Origin of the sequence: Synechococcus sp. GEYO (assembly GCF_900473955.1) — a bacterium.
Lineage (GTDB): Bacteria > Cyanobacteriota > Cyanobacteriia > PCC-6307 > Cyanobiaceae > Synechococcus_C.
This window is the reverse complement of sequence record NZ_UCNL01000009.1, coordinates 26,334-45,211: the sequence shown is the minus strand read 5'-3', so window position 1 is coordinate 45,211 and position 18,878 is coordinate 26,334. Positions and strand designations below refer to the sequence as shown.

The window sequence follows — 18,878 nt, the reverse complement described above, 5'->3', positions numbered from 1 at the left end:
TGGCACCGGCTGACCAGCCGCACGAAAACTTCGTCTTCCCTGAAGAGGTTCTGCCTCGCGGTAACGCTCTCTGATCAAGCCAAAACATTCAATCATTGGGTCCCCATAGGGACCCTTTTTTTATTGCTTATGGCAATATTTTTCAATTCGTACGCTCAAACGATGGTTGCTTCCGATCTCAGTCACAGATGTTTTGTTTTGACATGAATTCATGGTTTTTCTGGTGGGGCAGCTTTAAAGATTTTTTGAAGGATTGGTATTGATCGAGGTGATGTTTTAATGTTGTTCGGTTGTGTGTTTCGAGAGCCTAAGGCCTGCAAAGTTTCGATTTAAATTATTTGTTGGAAGCTTATTGTGCCGTTCAGTGTTTTCTCGTCTGTCGAACGAACTCTGACTATGAAAGTATCCATTGCTTTGTCAGCGGTTTATGTATTGATCCTTTTTGTTACTGCAAGTGTTCAGCACTTCTTGTTAGGTACTGGCGTTTGGGATATTGGCTTGTTTGTGCAATTCAGTTGGCTGATTAGTGAAGGCAAAATTAATGCGATAAGTAGTCTGAGGGATATATCTCCGCTTCAGGATCATTTTTCTCTTTTGTTGCTTCCTTTGGGCTTGATTTATAGATTTTTCCCTTCTCCGTTTTCTTTGATAGGGCTCCAATCTATCGCTTTGGGATGTATGCCTGCAGTGGCCGGGTGGATTGCATGGCGGAGAAGAATTTGCCCTGAGCTGATATGGGCATTGCTAATAGCAATTGTGCTATCGCCGTACCCTTTTCTTGTAAACCGCGGTGACTTTCATCCTGATGTTCTGACAGTGCCGCTGATGTTGATTGCTATCTCGGATGTGCAAAGGACACAGCGGAATAGATATTATTGGTGTCTCTTTTTAACACTTTTTGCTAAAAATGCTCAGGCTTTATTCGGCTTTGGACTTGGATTGTATGCCTGCGCTAAGGGAAAGTATCGACGTGGTTTAATCACTATAATCATTTCCCTCGGGTGGTGGTTTTTGGCAACCGCACTCTCGAGTCAAGGAGGAGATCATGTCGCAATAAGGATGGGTTACTTAGGCGATACAAAGTTGGAGATGATGCTGACACTTTTGACTCGACCGTGGGTTGTTTTTGGTGTTGTTTCTGTTGAACAGGTTTTCTTGTACACCTTGGGTTTGTGCCTGCCATTTCTTCTTTTGTTTAGAAAAGCAGCCTGGCCTGCCTTGCTTGGATGCCTACCTGTTTACTTGACTAATGTGGTTTCTGCTTCTGGTATACAGCGTGAACTTGACCACCACTACTCTATTGCGATTTTCGTATTTTTAATAGCAGCCTGCCTTGACTGTATGCCTGATTTGTCAGTAAAAGCATCTCGTATTCATCGAAAAATTTTATATTTAACCATTCTCTTTTCGTTGGTAGCTTTTTTGGGTTACGCGCGAATTGCTTATTTCCAGAGTCGTTATTGGCCGCGTCTAGCAGAGGCTCAGGAGTTTTTCCAGGTATCAAATAAAATAGGAGGTGATGAATCGGTTCTCACGGTGAGTGATTATGCGGTTCATCTGGCAGGCAGGGATTTGATTGAGCAAATTGAAAAAAATAAATTTGAGAATTATTCTGATTTTGATGTAGTCGTTTTGCCTGGTATTAAAGCAAGCACTAATGATTCTTCTGGAAGGCTGAGACGAGTTAAGGATGTGAAGCTTGGATTGCTGGTATCAAGAGTCTTGGTCGGCGCTAAATCTGAAGGCTATAAATGTGATTCTAATGGTGGATATGTTACTACTTGCAGAAAGCAATAATTTGCAGTTCCTTTGCTAATAAATTTCTTCTATTTCCTTTGTCTCTCGGGTTTTCAGTTCCGTCGTTATCTGTGATGTCATGCTTTGTTTTGAAGTGCGATGTTTTTGGTCGGTCTGATGCATGAGTCTGATTTCAGCTCAGTGATTTGGCCTAAGCGTTTGTTGTGGCTCGCCTCTGGCTTCTGGATCCTTACTTTCTTGATCCAGCTTTGGCGCCTTGAGAGCCTCAGCGCCACTTATGACCAGGCTCTGTTTCTTCAGGAGCTTTGGTCAACGTCCCAGGGACGACTGTTCGAAAGCAGTTTGTCTTCGGTGCTTTCCGGAGCTGTGACGAGTGATGGTGCGCTCCCTTCGGTGAATTATCTCCACCTTGGTCAGCACGCGAATTTCTTGACCCTGGCGATCTCCCCGCTGGTGGTTGTGATGGGTCGTTGGGCCTTGCCTTTTGCCCAAGTTTCAGTTCTCACGGCTTCTGGCCTGGTGCTCTGGCGGATCGCATCGCGTTGTTTGGATGCCGATCTCGCATTCAGGATCACAGTGGCCTACTTCTTTAGTGGTGCCATTCTCGGTCCTGCGATTGAGAATTTTCACGATCTGATCTGGATTCCTCTCCTCGGTTTCCTGGTGGTGGAAGGCCTGATGGAACGACATCGATGGCAGGTTTTGCTGTCAGCAGTGCTCCTGTTGCTAGTGCGAGAGGACAGTGGTCTGGTTCTTTTTTCTCTGGGTCTATGGGCCCTGATACGGCGACCCTCTGAGCGTTATTGGGGCGTTGCGCTGATGTTGGGAGCTCTGGGATGGGTGTTGATCGTTACGGGATGGATCCAGCCTGCGGTTGATTCCTCCCTGGCCGATCGATTCCTTGCCGAAAAGTTTGGCCATCTTGTCGAGGATCCGTCCCGAGGCACGGTTGCCCTGATGCTCGCGATGCTCCGTGAGCCCCTGGCGGTCCTACAGGCACTCGTTTCACCGCCTGGCGCCACGCTCGGTTTCGTGCTTGCGCTCACGTTGCCGCTGCTATTCATCCCTCTTCTTTCTGTGGATGCTCTGTTGCTGGTCTCAGCACCATTGTTTGTTGCCCTTGTTTCGCAAGGACGCACCGCTCTTGCCGTCACGCTTCGCTACGTCCTGGCTCTTGTGCCTGGCCTCTATCTAGGCGCCGTGTTGTGGTGGCAAGCGCACCCACTGGCCTGGCATCAACGCCAAGTGCGCATGGTCTGGACTGGTGCTGTAACTCTCGGGCTTGTTCTTACGATTGTTGGTAACCCTCACCGAAGTTTCTCTGCGGTGATTCCTGACAGCTTTGTTCCCTGGATTCATGTCTCACCGAGGACCATGCTTCATAGACGCGAAGCAGCATTGAAAGCGGTGGCCAAAGTGCCAGCGGAGGCAAGTGTTGCTGCTGATACTCCACTGCTTCCCCTCCTGGCACAGCGCGAAGCACTGATCCGATTCCCGAACTCGGTGCGATTCAAGGATCGTGAGGGTGTGGTGCGTTCCGTGGACTATGTCGTGGCTTTCTCCGGTTACTACACACCCTTGGCGCCAGTTTTCAAACGTGAGCGACGTGTGCAGATCAAAATTCGCGCTCAGGTTCAAGAATTACTCGCCAAAGGCGATTACAAGCTTATTCATTGCGAAGGTGGTGCATTTGTGCTTCGTCGGGTGCAAGACAGAGTTCCAGACCAGAAGACCACTCCTGGCATTTCCAGCCATTGCGATGCGCTTGCTTGAGCAAGTCAGTCTGGATCGTTTTGGTTGAACCCCAGCCGGCATCTTCTGGATTCAGCAGCAGGGCTTTCCAGTGGCTGGTTCTCAGTGATCTTTCCGATTTCTTTTTCGGGAAGGCAATCCACTGGCGTTGACTTAGGTGAGGTGCCAGATAACTGGTACTGAGCACACGTGCTTCAGTGGGTACAAGGCTGATTGCTTCAGTTACGTCCTGACGCATGCCAAGCCGTTCCAGGTAAGGCCCTGTGAAGAACCATGGTTTGGCCAAGGCCAGCCAGCAGAGAATTGCCCAGCCCACCATCAGAGAACGCCGCCTGCGTGATAGAGATCGACCGTGCCTCTCGCCTGTGGCAAGACCGTCGATGGCGGCAATAACGGCGATGGCAGCCAGCGGCAGGCTGTAGTGATGAATCAGCGTGCGATAGCTGCTGGATGCAGAAAGCAGATTGACCACAACCAGTGGCAAGCCAATTAGCAATACCGGTAACGAGTTGCGTCGCCAGAGAACACCGCAGGGGAGTGCCAGGAGCAGGAGGTAAAAAGCTCCTCCGATCCAGTCGAGACGGCTTAAGACCTCGACCGGGCTGCCGCTGAGGTGGCCGAACATCCGTTCTGCCGCTTTGGGACCCTCGCCATGACGTAGCCAGGGATAAAGCCAGCGGCTGAGCGTCAGTAGCCAACCTGCTGATAACAGTGTGGCGGCTGTACTCCAGCGCCAGCGCCGCCGCCAGGCTTGTTCGATCGCCATGCCGGCAATCACCAGCAGAAGCCCGTCCCGGAAGCCCAGCAGCGTGAGCAGCAAGGTGATCCAGAGCAATGGACGGTCTGCCCTCTCGGCCCAGAGAGCGAGCGCTAGCACAGGCATCCCCCACACTTCCGGGTGGAAATCAAACAGGTTGCTGTTGAAGACCACTGGTTGAAGCCACCACAGCAGACAGGTCAGCCAGCAAAGCCTGCGTGGCAGTCGCGCCTGCGCTGCGAGCATCCAAATCGGAATGGCTGTGCAGCTCAACGCCAGGGCTTGGGATCCCAGTAACCAATCCAATGACGGCTGGATGGCGTAGAGAGCTCCACTCAGATACAGCCACCAAGCGCCGTGATCTGCCAGGAGGTGAACGCCTTCCATCGACGACACCGGTGGCAGCCCCTTGCTTACCAACCACGCCCATTGGTCAAAGAGACCCAGGTCGTAGGCGTTGCTCTGCAGAAGCCAATGTCGGGCAGCAGAACAGCTCCAGCCCAGGAATCCGATCAGAAGACTGATCAGCCACAGTTGATTCGGCAGCTTCAACGATTGGCTATCGCCCTTCATGGTCTGCTTCGAGGCTCTCTGGAGAGAATGGGCAGTACCAGAGCTGCCATGGGTCCTTGCCTGAGGAAGTTTTCAGTTGCGAATCGCTTACTTCGCATCCCTTGGGAGGTTTCTTGCTCACCACCCATTGGTGGCCAGTGATTTGAGTAGTGTCCTGCAGCATTTCTCGATTCGCATACCAGCCTAGAGATGGTCGTGTTGGGCCTTTGAGAATGACCTTTGCTTCGATTGGCAGCTTTCGAATAGCGCTGGCAACAGGACGAGGGTCCCAACTTTCATTGAGCTCCCAGAGCCAAAGTTGGCTGTGCCAAAGGGCCAGAAGAGCAGCACCCCATCCCACGATCAGCGTGACAAGCCCACGCCATCGCTGTTGTTGTTTGGCCTCAATCATTTGTCGGCCTCCTAACAGGAGGCCACTCCCGGCGCAGACCAAAGCCAGTCGCGGCAGTGCAATGGACTCACTGCTCAGAAACATGACCAGACTTGTGAGCAGCAAAGCTGCTCCCATCAGCAGCCAGAGTTTGCCAATCCATCGGGGTCTGCCGGAGACCAGCACTTGATCCAGACCTTCGGCACAAAGCAAAGCAATGGCAGGCCAGAGAAGGTGGCTGTACCAGGGCAGTTGGCTGCGCAGAGGTAACACCAGAGCAGCGCTCCCCAACAGCAAACCCAGTTGCCAGCGTCCAGCGGAATCACCTCGCTGTTGCCAGGCCAGTCTGATGCCAAGGGGAAGCAGAAGCAGCCATGGCCAGCCCCCCTCGAGTACCTCAGTGATCGGCATGATGAACGCTCCCGTGCTGTCTCCCACCACACCAGCTACACGACTGAAGCCCTGTCCGCCCCACATCACGAGCGCAGAACTACTTCTTTGGGAGAGGTGCCAAACATGCCAGGCAACCCCCGGGCTGATCCCTGCGCAAACCCAAACCATTGATGTGGCATTCCAGCGGCTTTGGTGCCGATCCAGCCTGCTGATGGCTGCGGTAATCAGCAGAAAGCCAATCAGGGCAGGTGGTTTCAGCATTAAAATGCCGGTGCCCCCCAGCCCTGCAAGCAATCCATGCCAAGGCACCGAACGGCTGCTGAGCCATCCGGTCCAAAGCAGCAGAGCGCTGGTCACCAGGCTCCCGTCAAGCATTGCCAGTCGCCCGTGGCGTGCTAACGGCATCAGTGTCATCAGGATCAAGGCGGCAAGCAGGGCCTTGTTCTCTGCGGCATGACCTCCAAGCTGACGACGCAGCAGCATCAATAAGGGGACGGCGAGGCTGGCGATCAGACATGGCATCAGCCGTACGGCCCAATCGTTGTCACCGAAGAACTGAGTGGATGCTCCGATCAGCCAGTGCAGGCCGGGAGGCTTATTGAGATAGGGCTCGTCCCATTTCCAGGCCAACAACCAGTCGCCTCCGGTCGACCCCCAATCCCATCGGGAGATGGTGGAGCGCGCCACGCTGGCGACCCGGCCTTCATCCCAGTCGCGCAGTGGCAAGTTCCCTAGTTCTGGAAGCCAAAGAAACAGGGTGAGTAGCCACATCAGCACAGGCTTTGCGGTTCCGTTATGGTTCAACTGTCCTGACCGCAGTGATGTGAAGTCATTTTCAGCCGTTCGCGGCTGGGATTGCTTCGAAGGCATCGCCGGCGTTCACTTAGCCATCCGGGAGGAGGTGTCCATGAGTTCCAGTTCTTTGATGCAGGGTCTGCTGATCGCGGAGAACGCCGGCTGACGGCTCTTTCTTCTGACTGATCAATCGGTTCCGCGCCAGAGCGGACCCGGCGAGAGCCCCCGGCTGGTTTTCCAGTCGGGGGCATCGTTTTTGGCTCTGCCCTGCAAGTGTTCGGCCCTAAAGGGAGCAGATTCTGTCGCCGTTCTTACACAAACTGTTTGTTTTTGTAGTGCTTACTACAAGTCAAGGCCTGGGCTGTCACAGGGGCTCTCCTGATAACTTCCTGCGTCGAGCAATTTAGATGTGGCGTTTTATACGCCGGTTCTGTGTGTGAGGACCCTTCTCCATGAAATTGTTTAAGCAACTGCTAGTTGCTCCTGCTGCTCTGGGCCTTCTGGCTCCTATGTCTGCTGGCGCGACTGAAGTCAACGTTGCCGGTGTTTCTGACTATGCCTCCGTGTCCCAGGACGTGGTTGCTGCTGAGCAGGTCACCAGCATCACCCAATTCTCCGACGTCTACCCGACCGACTGGGCTTATCAGGCTCTCAGCAACCTGATCGAGCGCTATGGCTGCGTCGCTGGTTACCCCAACGGCACCTACCGCGGTAACCGTGCCATGACCCGCTTTGAAGCGGCTGCACTGCTTAACGCCTGCCTCGACCGCGTCACCGAAGTGACCGACGAGCTCAAGCGTCTGATGAAGGAGTTCGAAAAGGAACTCGCCATCGTGAAGGGCCGCGTTGACGGTCTGGAAGCCCGTGTTGGCGAACTGGAAGCCACCCAGTTTTCCACCACCACCAAGATGTCAGTTAATACCTTCTGGGTTGTTGGCGCAGCTTCTTATGGCGGCGATGCCAAAGGTTATTACGACGGATCGACTCTCACAGATCCAACAGTAAAAACAGCTGACTATGCGGCTAGAACAGCTGGTGCAACTTCATTTTCTTATGACTATCGAGTTTTCCTCGATACAAGTTTTACCGGTAAAGACCTTTTAAGAACACGCATTCGTTCTGGCAACATTTCTGATCTTTACGCTGGCAACACTGTTGTAGGCCTTTGGAGTCAGGAGTACGGATACAACAGCGGTACGACTCTCAATGTTGACAGGATGTTCTATCAGTTTCCTGTGGGAGATGACTTCAAGCTGACTGCAGGCGCAGTAGTCCGTCAGGATGACATGTTGGCTGTTTGGCCTGCGGCTTATCCCGCATCCATGACGGTTGACTTCTTCACCTATGCAGGTGCTCCAGGTGCATACAACCTGGCTACTGGTGCTGGAGGAGGTTTCATTTATTCCAAAAATGATTTCAACATCAGTGCCAGTTATCTGAGTGTTAACGGAAACAACTCAGACCCCAATAAAGGTGGTCTTGCTACCGATGGGGCTGGCTCGAATGGTACGGTTCAGTTCTCCTATGCACCTGAGCGGTGGGGTATTGCGGCTGCTTACAATTATGGATCAACTGACAATGGTGTTGGCCTCTATTCAGGCAACGGAACACCTTACGCCAACAACCTTCAGGTTCACGGTGTAACAAACTCAGCAGCCTTAAGTGCATGGTGGATGCCTGAAGAATCTGGGTTCATTCCCTCAGTTAGTGTTGGTTGGGGAATCAATTCAACCGGTGATTCTTCTGGCAATGCCCCGATCAAATCTTCGACCTCTCAATCTTGGTATGTTGGCCTGCAATGGGATGATGCCTTCCTGAAAGGGAATGCCCTTGGATTTGCAGTTGGCCAGCCCACTTTTGTGACCAGCATTGATAGAAGAAGCTCAGACGATGACTTCGTTGCTGATGGCAACTATGCCTTCGAGCTTTTCTACATGTTCCAGGTCACGGATAACATCTCAGTGACGCCTGCTATTCATTATTTCAGCCGTCCTTTGGGTGAATACACGGGTGCGGGTGTCGACACTTCTGAATCGTTCAATAGTTTCGGTGGACTAATCAAGACCACCTTCAACTTCTGATAACAGATTCTGGCCTGATGCTTCGTTGCCCCCTCAATTGAGGGGGCTTTTTATTTGGAAAAGTTCGTTTTTAGTAAGCACTTTTCCGGCTTGAAGGGCAGCATATTGAACCCCTTTGGGATGTCGCCTTTTCAATAGGTATCGGTACAAGATGGATGATTGGATGGATTTGATGCTGCACACGACACCCGAGCCGAATGCCGATCGCTTCTGATATCACTGCGTTGGTAGGACGTACACCCCTTGTGCGGCTTAATCGTCTTCCCCAGGCTTTCGACTGCCAGGCCGAAATCGTCGCCAAACTTGAGAGCTTCAACCCCACCGCTTCGGTGAAAGACCGAATAGCAGGCGCCATGGTGGAAGCCGCAGAGCAGAACGGAACCATTGAGCCCGGGCTGACCGTTCTGGTGGAGCCAACTAGTGGCAACACCGGCATCGCTCTGGCGATGGTCGCCGCAGCTAGGGGATATCGCCTCATCCTCACGATGCCCGACACCATGAGCACAGAGAGGAGGTCCATGCTGCGTGCCTACGGCGCGGAGTTGCAGCTCACCCCAGGCAATGAAGGGATGCAGGGCGCGATCGCTCTTGCCAAGGAGCTGGTGCGGGAAATTCCAGGTGCCTATCTGCTTCAGCAATTTGATAACCCTGCCAATCCCGCCGTACACGCGGCGTCAACGGCGGAGGAAATCTGGCAGGACACCGAAGGCCGTTTAGATGCCCTGGTGGCGGGGGTGGGGACAGGAGGAACCATCACCGGTTGTGCTCGGGTGCTGCGCAATCGGCAGCAGGATCTTCAGGTGATTGCAGTGGAGCCGGCTGCCAGTCCGGTGCTGTCCGGTGGAGCAGCGGGTCCTCATCGCATCCAGGGAATTGGGGCCGGCTTTGTGCCTCCGGTGCTGGAGAAGGAACTCATTGATGAGGTCATTGCTGTGACCGATGAGGAGGCCATGGAGCTGGGCCGGCGTCTGGCCCGGGAGGAAGGGCTGCTCTGCGGAGTGAGCAGCGGAGCAGCTGTTGCAGCAGCACTGAAGTTGGGCCGGCGTCCAGCGATGGCTGGTCGCCGAATCGTGGTGATTCTTGCCAGCTTCGGCGAGCGTTATCTATCCACTCCGATGTTCAGTGCTGCAGCCGTTCTGCCGGCGCGCCGGGATGGTCAGCTTTGAGCCCTGCGTTCTCCAATCATTCGAGTCATCCTCAGGATCCCTATGCAGTGCTAGAGGTGTCATCCAGCGCCAGCCAGTCTGAGCTCAAAGCTGCTTATCGACGCTTGGTCAAGCAGCACCATCCTGATGCGGGAGGCGATGAAGAGCGAATCCTGGCGCTCAATGCTGCCTGGGAGCAAATCGGTGATCCCGAGGCTCGGCGCTGCTTTGATCGCGAGTTCGGATCCCCGGAGTCTGCCCGTGAGCAAGCACGGGCCCGTGGTGCCCGCAATGCCCGTGCCAGTCAGGCGGCACGGCGAGCATCGGGCCAGGGAGCCAGCGAAGATCAGGCACTGTCCACCTGGCTTCAGAAGGTCTATACCCCCATTGACCGTCTGCTCGGTCAGGTGATCAATCCTTTCGCTGGGGAACTGAAAGCTCTGTCGGCTGATCCTTACGACGATGATCTGATGGAGGCGTTTTGCAGCTATCTGGAACAGAGCCGAAACCGTTTGGACAAGGTCAAGAGCTTGTTCCAATCGTTGCCGACTCCGCCATCGGCCCGGGGCTTTGGCTTAAGCGTTTATCACTGCCTCTCACAGGTGGAGGATGCCGTTGTGGAGCTAGAGCGTTACACGATGGGTTACGTCGACAGCTATCTCCATGATGGTCGGGAGATGCTGCGGGAGGCCCGTCAGCGTCGCCAGCGTCTACAGCAGGAACGGCGCAGGTTGGAGATCGGTTGATGGGTGCTGGGCCATTCCGTGTCTGCCTGATCCTGATCTGGCTGTTGTCCACCGTTGCTGATCGTCTGTGGTGGGGCCATCACGCTGGTTTGCCGTCGTGGGATCAGGCGGATTACCTAAACAGCGCGCTTGACCATGGACGTGCTCTTGGCGTTCTGACCGGAGGCGGTTGGCAAGGCTGGAACGCTCTCCTAGACCTCTCGCCCAAAATCCCCCCTCTGGCCTCGTTGGTGAACGGCACTGTGATGGCAGTGGCTGGCGACGCTCCTTCTGAGGCGGCATGGACGTTGAGCTTCTGGAATGGCTTGCTGCTGGTCTCAAGTGCAGGTTGGGCGCTCCAGTTTCTGCGCCCAAGACGATCAGCCAGGGGATTCGCCTTGCTGGCTGCTTCATCTGTCGCCCTGGCCCCGATGCTGCTCGAACTCAGGACCGATTACGTGCTTGAACTGCCCTTGACCGCTTTGGTCACGTTGGCGCTTTGGCGGCTGGGAGCTTGGACGAGTCCACGCGCTGGAGGCCTTTGGTGGCAGGCGCTGCTCGCAGCTTGTGCTGTGGCGTTGTCTCTGCTGGTGAAACAGAGCGCTCTTCTGGTGTTACTGCCTGCTCTGGGTTGGTCACTTGTGACAGCCCAGCGCATCGGACGGGGCCGGCGATTGCAGGCGCTTGCGGGACTGATCTTGGTTTTGCTCTCAGTGTTCCCATGGCTTCGGCACAACTGGATCACGACCCTTGGTGGCACCAATCGAGCGGTGATCGAGTCCGCGGCCCGAGAGGGTGACCCGGGGGTCTTCAGCTTGTCGGGCTGGCTCTGGTATTTGCGTCAAGTCCCCCTTCAGATCGGTTCGGCACTGCTGTGGATTGGGCTGGCCGGCCTTGTCTTGCTGGTCGTGATGCGTGTCAGGCCTCGGATGGCAACGCTCAGCAATCAACAGGATCAAGCGGATGCCTGGCGCTGGTTGATGGGAACGCTGTTTCTGGGTTGGTTGGTGACCAATCTCAGCCCCAACAAAGACCCCCGTTACCTGGCTCCGTTGTTGCCGCCATTGTTGGTATTGCTGAGCCGAGGCTGGTGGCAGTGGGGCGTGTGGATCCGTCAACGCTGGCCCGCTCGATCAGCTTGGCTGCCTGGATTGGCTCTTACTGCGGGAGCACTGGTTGCGATCGCACCCGCTTGGACTGCCCAGTCCGCACGTCTGAAACCAGGACATCGTTATCCGCTTCAAGCGATCGTTGAGAAGGCTGGTGGCGCCGATCCCATCGCTGATCCAACCACGTTGATTGTTGTTCCCAGCACTCCGGATCTCAATCAGCACAATGTGAGTTACTACGGCCGCCGCAACGGGGGGCGGTTGGTGGGTCGCCAGCTCGGCGGCAGCACTGATCACATTCAGCCGGTGCTGGCCCATGCCAACTGGGTCTTGCTTGCTGAAGGGGACCAGGGGTCGGTGAGCAGGTCTGCAAGTTCCTTGGATCAGGCCGTGCGTGAGAGCGGGATCTTTGAGGAGGTCGAGGTGTTTTCGCGTCCAAAGGGAGGCAGTTACTCGCTCTGGAAGCGACGGCTCGATTCAGCGGTTCCCGAGGGTTTCGAACAGCGGTTTCCCCAGCTCGCTGCAGGAATGGCGCAAGGACCTGCAGGGCTCGATCCCGTCTTCAGCAGTGTGGCGATCGAGCACATGCTTGACGGCCATTTCAGTTATCGAGCACCGCTGCGGCGGGCGGCTCTTGAACGCCTCAAGCAGGATCCATCCGATGACACTGCTCGCTGGAGTCTGGCCCTATTGGCGGTCCTTACCAATCGGCCGGCTGAGGCTGCTCACCATTTCGAGCGGCTGGAGACTTCCAACCCTGAAAGTCCGTGGCCTAGCGCTTATCGCAGCGTGGTTCTGCTGGCGGGCTGGAATCCCTGGTATGCGTCCTCGGTGGCCTCAGCTGCAGTCGAGCGACATGGGCAACATCCCATTTTGGTGAGCCTTGAATCGCTCGCAGCTGTTCTTGGTGGAGCCATCTGGCGGCTTCCTGAGGCTGTTCAGTCGGTGCCCGCCGCGATCACCAAAGTTGAGGAATCGCTCAATCCTCAGGCGAAAGGCTCGAGCTGATCGATGCGCAACCAGACATCGGGTACGGGACGCCGCCAGCGGACCTGCCCGTAGTCGCCCTTCACCACCAACAATTCTCCAGGACCATCGAAGATGTAGGCCGGTGGATAAGGATCGCTGGCTCCGGATTCAACACTGCCGGCATAGGCCGCTCGGTTGACCCGCACCAATGCACCTTTTTTTAGGGGAGCGGGGGGCTTGGCAGCTGCTGCAGGGCTCGACTCTGTCTCTGCCATCACGGGTCGTTATTCGCGGCTCAGGCTAGAACCCTTCAAGACCACTTCCGCAGTTGGTTTGGACAACGGCCTCTCGCTTTATCTGGTGGCATTCGGCGGGTTGCTGCTGGTTTCAGTTCTGCTGGATGACCTTGCGGCCCGGGTGAGGGTTCCTGGAATCCTCATGGTGCTGCTGCTCGGTCTGCTGATTGAAAATCACGTGGATGTTTCCGGCAGTAGTGAAATCACACTGCTGAGTCTTGATCAGGCCAAGCAGATCACTGAAGCAGCTCTTGTGCTGGTCTTGTTTTTCGGAGGTCTCACCACCAACTGGCAGCAGGTGCGTGGAGTGATTCGCCCAGCGGCTCGTCTTGCCACCATCGGTGTGCTGATCACGGCAGCACTGATCACGTTGGTGGTCTTTGGCTTCGGTCTGGCGCAAGGAACGGAGTCGAGTTCCGTCCTCCTCCCGCGCAGTCTTTTCGTTGGGGCCATGGTCGCGAGCACCGATGCTTCAGCTGTTCTGGCTCTGCTCCGTCCGCTTCAGGGCCAACTGCCGAAGCCGCTCACCGATCTGATCGAGTGCGAATCCGGGTTCAACGACCCCATTGCTGTCGTGCTTGCTGGACTGGCTCTGGCACTGGCCGCTGGTGAGGGCGTCGGCGCTGGTTTGCTGGTGACGGATCTGATCCGTCAATTCTTGCTCGGGATGCTGATCGGTTTCCTCGGCGGCAGTCTCACGGTGCAGTTGCTGGGAACACGCATGGGGCTGAATCAGACCTCGATGCTGCCGGTGGTCAGCCTCGCCTTGCTGATGGTGCTCAGCGGTGGCACTTCGCTGCTGGGCGGCAGTCCATTGCTCGCGGCCTACGTCGCAGGGCTAGTGCTTGGCAACAGTGCCGATCTTGACCAGAACGGCCTGGAGGAAGCACATTCCAGCTACGCAAAAATGGCCGAGCTCCTGCTGTTTCTCTGCATGGGGCTTGTGGTGAATCCTCAGGATGTGGTTCACGCCGTCGGTCTGGCTTTCGTGCTGTTTCTGGTGATGCAGCTCGTGCGCTTGCTGATGGTGCAGATCCTTCTCTGGCGGACGCCCTTCAGCCATGGCGAACGGATTTTTGTGTGTTGGGCAGGCCTGCGCGGCGCCGTCCCCATCGCGATGGCCATCAAGGCCTGGTCGACTCCGGGTGTGGGCTGGGGTGTGGAGATGCCTCCGCTTGCTCTGGCCGTGGTGCTGTTTGGCCTCTTCATCCAGGGCTTTGCGCTGGTGCCCATGGCGCGCAAGATGAATCTCACCTTGCCAGTTGAAAACACTGATCCCTCCGTCGCTTCCTAACCTCGAGCACTTGACGCCGCCGTTGCAATGCGCCTTCTGCTGATTGGATGCACGGGCTTGGTTGGTCGTGGTCTGATTCCCGTTCTGCAGGCTGCCGGTCATCAACTCACCATCGTCAGTCGCCGTGCCTCACCTGCGGCCTTCCCCTCAGACGTTGCAGGACGTCTTCAATGGATTCAGGTGGATCCAGCGGTGACATCTAGCTGGTCTGAGTCCACGCCTCTGCATGATGCGTTGGCCGCCAGTGATGGCGTTGTGAATCTCGCTGGTGAACCGATCGCTGAACAGCGATGGACTGTTCAGCACCTTGAAACCCTCGAGTCCAGTCGTCTTGAGACCACCCGTCATCTTGTGAGTGCTCTGGCCACGCTGGCCAAGCCTCCATCCGTGCTGGTGAATGCCTCGGCTGTTGGCTATTTCGGCACCAGTCTTGATGGACGCTTTGATGAGAGCAGTCCCGTTGGTCAGGATTTTCTGGCCCGTCTGTGTCAGAAGTGGGAGCAGGCTGCCGCTGAAAAGCCCGCTGCAACTCGGCTCGTTGTGCTGCGGATCGGCATTGTGTTGTCCTCTCAAGGAGGTGCTCTCGCCAAAATGTTGCCGGTGTTCCGCGCCGGCTTCGGCGGCCCGATCGGCTCCGGTCAGCAGTGGATGAGCTGGATTGAACGTGGCGACTTATGCCGGATCATTCAGAGTTCCTTGGAAACAAACTCCTGGTCTGGAGTGATCAACGCTGTGGCTCCCGACCCTGTGACCATGGCTGTCTTCGCGGGAAGTCTTGGCCGTTGTCTCGGCAGACCAAGTCTTCTGCCGGTGCCAGGTCCGATGCTGCATCTGCTGCTGGGTGATGGCTCCAAGGTTGTTCTGGAGGGGCAGTTCGTGAGTTCAAGTCGCCTCGAGGCGCTTGGTTTCAACTTCCTCTGCCCGACTCTGCCCGTTGCACTCGACGTTGCCACCAGCTCCAGCAACCGCTGAGCACGGCTGCGCCCATCAGCAGGCCGATGGCTGGTGTGAACAGAGGTTCCCACAGGCGCATGAACAATGTCATCGGCGCCTCCAGGCCCTGACTGCTGCCAATCACTGCAACAGCGAACCATCCAGCCCCAGCCATGACCAGGAAGACATTCAGGACGAGGATGCGATCCAGCCAGCGTTTCCAGGCGGGTTCGGAGTTCGGCTCACTCATTCGGACGGCTGCAGCAGCTGAGAGATCGATGCCGCCATCCTGCTGCCGCCGCCGGCTTTGCCGAGGCGGTTGAGTGCTTCGTCATGGCAGCGTCGCCGTAGCTGTTGATCAAGATGGCTGCGCTCAAGGAGCTCGAGGGCTAGTGCAGCTGTGCGTTCAAGGGTGGCTGGTGCGCCCACCTCGCCATCCGCACAGAACACGGTTGGACCCAACAGACGGCGCTGGGCTTCCGCAAATCCTGCAGTGAACTGAGGACCTCGACCCACCAACTGCAGCACCGGTCGGGCCAGACCCACGGCCTGTTCCGCTGCCGTTCCTGCCATGCACAGCAGCAGATCGGAACTGTGCAGGACTGCTCCGAATCCACCCCGGTGGATCTGTACCCGATGGGCCTTGCGAAACAGAAGGGCTGTTGGTCCGTTGTCGGCCTTTTGAAGTCTCCAGCCGATGGGGTCAATCAGCGCTGACAGTGCAGTGTCGGAGAGTGAGGACACCAATGCCAGCTCAAGCTGCAGCTCACCACTGCTCAGCAACGGTGCCGGCAGTTGTTCCACCACTCTCAGCAGAAGCACCAGGTTTTGCTCCAGTTCAGGTCGGCGGCTTCCTGGTAGCAGTCCCAGTCGTCGGCGTGCCTGTGGCAAGCGACGATCGTCCCTCAGGATCGGATCCATGAACGGATTGCCCAGAAACATGACTGGCTTGCGCAGCTGTGAGCTCAGATCGTCTGCACTGAGTTGATCGCGGCTGAACACGGCCTGAAAACGAGGGCTGCGCAAGCACTCAGCGCACGGCCAGGGCAGGCGTAATTTCCCCTCATAGTGACTTGAGTAGGCCACGAGGTAAGTCGTGACAGGCCGTCTGCAGAGCCAGGCGGCCATCACTGGAATCACATCGCCAATCACCACCACTTGGTCGTAGCGCCCGGCGATACGCAGCAACCTCAGCAGGCGTCGCAATAGATAGACCACCTGTCCCTGCAACAGCTCGGTCAGTCGACCACGCAAGCTGGTGTAACCCAGGCCACCCGTGCTGAATTCCTGGGTGCCTCCGATCAGTGCGATGCCTGCGTCCCGATAAGGCTGTCCTTTGCCCACAAGAGGAAGAGCGTCCACTGCATGGCCTTCGCACTGGAGTGCCTGTCCAAGCAGCGCACCAGATAGATCCTCCCCATGGCCGTTGCTGAGTAGCAGCAGTCGACCCACGTTAGAGCTCCAGCCAGGCCTTCACCTTGAGCAGTGCCGGCCACGCCGGTCGGCGTTTGAGACCGTCATCAATGGATTCCTTCAGCTCAGCTCCCACTTCGGGTGCAAGTGCCAGCACCTGCTGAACCACTTCAATCTGATCCCTGACGCCTTTGGCTTTGGTTTCCAGCATCGCCAGACACAGATTGATGCGGGCCTGAGGATCCTGATTATTCAGCTTGACGGCCATCCGCGCAGAACGCAGAGCTTCTTCTGACTGATCACTCAGTAACTGCAGCCATGCCAGACACGTCCAGCCTGCTGACTGGCGAGGGGCCGCTGCGGTGATGGTCTCAAAATCAGCGAGCAACTCCTGCGCAGGAGCTCCTTGCTGGTAACGGTTCATCGCCTGCTGGAAGAGACTTTCCTGGCTGGACTCCATGGAGTGCTGATCGGTCGGGCAATGCCTTCAGATTCCCACAGCAGCTTGATGCTCCTCGAGGGATCAAACGGCGAAGGAGCTTCCGCAGCCGCAGGTCTGAGTGGCGTTGGGGTTGGTGAAATTGAAGCCGCCGCCGATCAGCGCAGTACTGAAGTCCAATTGCATTCCGTAGATGTAGAGCAGGCTTTTGGGATCACAGATCACTTCAAAACAGGCGCCATCGGGTGCTTCGTATTGATATCGCTCATCGTCGTTCTGAATGTCTGTCGCAGGAACAAAATCCATCGTGTAGCTCATGCCGCTGCAGCCTCCAGAGCGCACGCCCACCCTCAGGACCTGCTGGTCTCCTTGATCGCTGCAAAGTCTGGCCAGCTGCTGCATGGCAGGCCCAGTAATCAAGATGCCTTTACCGTCTCTTGCGGTATGAGACTCACTGGCTGTCGCAGTCTCAGCTGTGGTTTCGATGCTGGACATCGGAGGCACTGGCACTGGATCATGTGCTCACTTTATGAACCCTTCGCTTGTTCTGCCTAAAGCAGTTGAGCCTGATCAATTCATAGAGTCCTCCCAGTTGCACTGATGACGGTGCGGGTCGCGATTGTGGGTTCTGGGCTGGCTGGCCTCTCCGCTGCTGTGGATTTGGTGGATGCAGGTCATGAGGTGAATCTCTATGAGGCTCGTCCTTTCATGGGCGGAAAGGTGGGCAGCTGGGTGGACCCGGATGGCAACCACATCGAGATGGGGTTGCATGTCTTCTTTTTCAATTACGCGAACCTGTTCGCGTTGATGCGCAAGGTGGGTGCTTTCGACAATCTCTTGCCCAAGGATCACACCCATTTGTTTGTCAATCAGGGTGGTGACCTGCGGGAACTGGATTTCCGATTCCCTATCGGTGCCCCTTTTAACGGGCTTAAAGCCTTTTTCACCACCCCCCAGCTGGGCTGGATCGACAAACTGCGCAATGCTCTAGCTCTCGGCACCAGTCCGATCGTTCGAGGTCTGGTCGATTACGAAGGCGCGATGCGTACTATTCGAGCGCTCGATTCAGTCAGTTTTCAAGACTGGTTCGTCGGCCATGGCGGCAGCCCAGAGAGCATTCGCAGGATGTGGAACCCGATTGCTTACGCACTTGGTTTTATTGATTGCGAAACGATTTCGGCCCGATGCATGCTGACCATCTTCATGATGTTCGCGGCCAAAACTGAGGCCTCCAAGCTCAATCTGCTCAAAGGATCACCCCATCGTTGGCTGACGGGTCCCATTCTCGATTACATCCAGCAGCGTGGTGGCAAGCTGCATCTCCGCCATCCTGTGAAGCAAGTTGAGTTCAGTGACGGGGAGCACCCCGAGGTCACGGGCCTGAAGTTGAGCACCCCTGATGGCGAACAGCATGTTGTTGCCGATGCCTACCTGGCCGCTTGTGACGTGCCTGGCATCCAGCGTTTGCTTCCAGAGGAATGGCGTCGTTTCCCTCAATTCGAGGCCATTCATCATCTCGAGGCGGTCCCTGTTGCCACTGTCCAGTTGCGTTACGACGGTTGGGTCACGGAACTCGGTGAGAGCAAGGGCGAGAGTCGTGGCGACCTCAGTCACCCCGCCGGTCTGAACAACTTGCTTTACACCGCAGATGCCGACTTCAGTTGTTTCGCGGATCTTGCCTTGGCGAGTCCCGAGGATTACCGCAAGCAAGGTGAGGGTTCGCTGCTGCAGTGTGTGCTGACGCCTGGTGACCCTTGGATGCGCAAGTCTGTTAAAGACATCGTTGAGCACACCGATCGTCAGGTTCGAGAGCTGTTTCCATCCGCCGCAAATCTCAAACTCACCTGGAGCAACGTGGTGAAGCTGGCGCAGTCTCTCTACAGGGAAGCGCCAGGAATGGAGCCTTACCGACCTGACCAGAGCACGCCGATCAGCAATTTTTATCTGGCAGGAAGCTATACCCGCCAGGATTATATCGACTCCATGGAAGGAGCCACCATGAGCGGACATCTGGCCGCTGCTGCCATCCTGGGGCAACCGGCTCGACTTGCCGTGAACACCGCAGTGGCTTGAATC

At 56.2% G+C, this 18,878-nt stretch carries 17 protein-coding genes and 1 pseudogene; 11 read left to right on the top strand and 7 right to left on the bottom strand.

All coding sequences use genetic code 11. The features are described from left to right. The 3 genes and pseudogenes from DXY37_RS13775 to DXY37_RS10175 all read left to right on the top strand — a co-directional run. Positions 1 to 74 (top strand): annotated as a pseudogene (locus DXY37_RS13775) (photosystem II protein D2); the annotation flags it as partial. A gap of 322 nt (positions 75 to 396) precedes the next feature. After that, positions 397 to 1,797 (top strand): DUF2079 domain-containing protein, encoded by a 1,401-nt coding sequence (locus DXY37_RS10180; RefSeq protein ID WP_115126582.1) that lies wholly within the window; start codon positions 397 to 399, stop codon positions 1,795 to 1,797. Between the two features lie 198 nt (positions 1,798 to 1,995). Beyond that, the gene (locus tag DXY37_RS10175) at positions 1,996 to 3,531 is read left to right on the top strand and encodes a DUF2079 domain-containing protein (RefSeq protein ID WP_244277076.1); all 1,536 of its coding nucleotides are present in this window, start codon (positions 1,996 to 1,998) and stop codon (positions 3,529 to 3,531) included. Here DXY37_RS10175 and DXY37_RS10170 read toward each other — a convergent pair. Together DXY37_RS10170 and DXY37_RS10165 are read right to left on the bottom strand one after the other, a co-directional pair. Next, entirely contained in the window at positions 3,425 to 4,840 is a 1,416-nt protein-coding gene (locus DXY37_RS10170; RefSeq protein ID WP_115126581.1) for a DUF2079 domain-containing protein, read from the bottom strand. The two genes, DXY37_RS10175 and DXY37_RS10170, sit on opposite strands and share 107 nt — an antisense overlap. Then, a complete protein-coding gene (locus DXY37_RS10165; protein ID WP_244277074.1) occupies positions 4,827 to 6,374 on the bottom strand; it encodes a glycosyltransferase family 39 protein in 1,548 nt (515 codons plus the stop codon). The genes DXY37_RS10170 and DXY37_RS10165 overlap by 14 nt, the downstream gene beginning before the upstream one ends. Positions 6,375 to 6,426: 52 nt before the next feature. Here DXY37_RS10165 and DXY37_RS13365 point away from each other — a divergent pair, with 52 nt between their 5' ends. The 5 genes from DXY37_RS13365 (at position 6,427) to DXY37_RS10140 (ending at position 12,466) form a co-directional block, all read left to right on the top strand. After that, complete coding sequence (locus tag DXY37_RS13365; RefSeq protein WP_170951848.1) at positions 6,427 to 6,564, top strand: hypothetical protein; 138 nt, start codon at positions 6,427 to 6,429, stop codon at positions 6,562 to 6,564. Between the two features lie 286 nt (positions 6,565 to 6,850). Further along, positions 6,851 to 8,479 (top strand): iron uptake porin, encoded by a 1,629-nt coding sequence (locus DXY37_RS10155; protein ID WP_115126578.1) that lies wholly within the window; start codon positions 6,851 to 6,853, stop codon positions 8,477 to 8,479. Between the two features lie 197 nt (positions 8,480 to 8,676). Then, positions 8,677 to 9,645 (top strand): cysteine synthase A, encoded by a 969-nt coding sequence (cysK, locus tag DXY37_RS10150; protein ID WP_115126577.1) that lies wholly within the window; start codon positions 8,677 to 8,679, stop codon positions 9,643 to 9,645. Further along, the gene (locus DXY37_RS10145; protein ID WP_115126576.1) at positions 9,642 to 10,370 is read left to right on the top strand and encodes a J domain-containing protein; all 729 of its coding nucleotides are present in this window, start codon (positions 9,642 to 9,644) and stop codon (positions 10,368 to 10,370) included. The genes cysK and DXY37_RS10145 overlap by 4 nt, the downstream gene beginning before the upstream one ends. After that, positions 10,370 to 12,466, top strand: coding sequence for a phospholipid carrier-dependent glycosyltransferase (locus DXY37_RS10140; RefSeq protein WP_115126575.1), 2,097 nt, complete (start codon positions 10,370 to 10,372; stop codon positions 12,464 to 12,466). Before DXY37_RS10145 ends, DXY37_RS10140 begins: the two co-directional genes overlap by 1 nt. On the opposite strand, the gene ndhO is transcribed toward DXY37_RS10140, so the two are convergent. Beyond that, complete coding sequence (ndhO, locus tag DXY37_RS10135) at positions 12,445 to 12,702, bottom strand: NAD(P)H-quinone oxidoreductase subunit O (protein ID WP_115126574.1); 258 nt, start codon at positions 12,700 to 12,702, stop codon at positions 12,445 to 12,447. The two genes, DXY37_RS10140 and ndhO, sit on opposite strands and share 22 nt — an antisense overlap. Positions 12,703 to 12,760: 58 nt before the next feature. Here ndhO and DXY37_RS10130 point away from each other — a divergent pair, with 58 nt between their 5' ends. Continuing rightward, positions 12,761 to 14,017: a cation:proton antiporter gene (locus DXY37_RS10130; RefSeq protein ID WP_115126573.1), complete on the top strand. Its 1,257-nt coding sequence runs from the start codon at positions 12,761 to 12,763 to the stop codon at positions 14,015 to 14,017. A gap of 27 nt (positions 14,018 to 14,044) precedes the next feature. Next, positions 14,045 to 14,989 carry a TIGR01777 family oxidoreductase gene (locus tag DXY37_RS10125; RefSeq protein ID WP_115126572.1) on the top strand — a complete coding sequence of 315 codons (945 nt, stop codon included), beginning with the start codon at positions 14,045 to 14,047 and terminating at the stop codon, positions 14,987 to 14,989. Here DXY37_RS10125 and DXY37_RS10120 read toward each other — a convergent pair. The 4 genes from DXY37_RS10120 to DXY37_RS10105 all read right to left on the bottom strand — a co-directional run bounded on the left by DXY37_RS10120 (position 14,925) and on the right by DXY37_RS10105 (position 17,297). Next, positions 14,925 to 15,200 carry a hypothetical protein gene (locus DXY37_RS10120; protein WP_115126571.1) on the bottom strand — a complete coding sequence of 92 codons (276 nt, stop codon included), beginning with the start codon at positions 15,198 to 15,200 and terminating at the stop codon, positions 14,925 to 14,927. The genes DXY37_RS10125 and DXY37_RS10120 overlap by 65 nt on opposite strands. Beyond that, complete coding sequence (locus DXY37_RS10115; protein ID WP_115126570.1) at positions 15,197 to 16,402, bottom strand: lipid-A-disaccharide synthase-related protein; 1,206 nt, start codon at positions 16,400 to 16,402, stop codon at positions 15,197 to 15,199. Before DXY37_RS10115 ends, DXY37_RS10120 begins: the two co-directional genes overlap by 4 nt. 1 nt (position 16,403) lies before the next feature. Next, positions 16,404 to 16,823, bottom strand: a complete 420-nt coding sequence (locus tag DXY37_RS10110; protein WP_115126569.1) for a hypothetical protein — start codon at positions 16,821 to 16,823, stop codon at positions 16,404 to 16,406. A gap of 63 nt (positions 16,824 to 16,886) precedes the next feature. Further along, entirely contained in the window at positions 16,887 to 17,297 is a 411-nt protein-coding gene (locus tag DXY37_RS10105) for an iron-sulfur cluster assembly accessory protein (RefSeq protein WP_115126568.1), read from the bottom strand. A gap of 111 nt (positions 17,298 to 17,408) precedes the next feature. Here DXY37_RS10105 and zds point away from each other — a divergent pair, with 111 nt between their 5' ends. After that, positions 17,409 to 18,875 carry a 9,9'-di-cis-zeta-carotene desaturase gene (gene zds, locus DXY37_RS10100; RefSeq protein ID WP_115126591.1) on the top strand — a complete coding sequence of 489 codons (1,467 nt, stop codon included), beginning with the start codon at positions 17,409 to 17,411 and terminating at the stop codon, positions 18,873 to 18,875. Positions 18,876 to 18,878 lie beyond the last annotated feature (3 nt).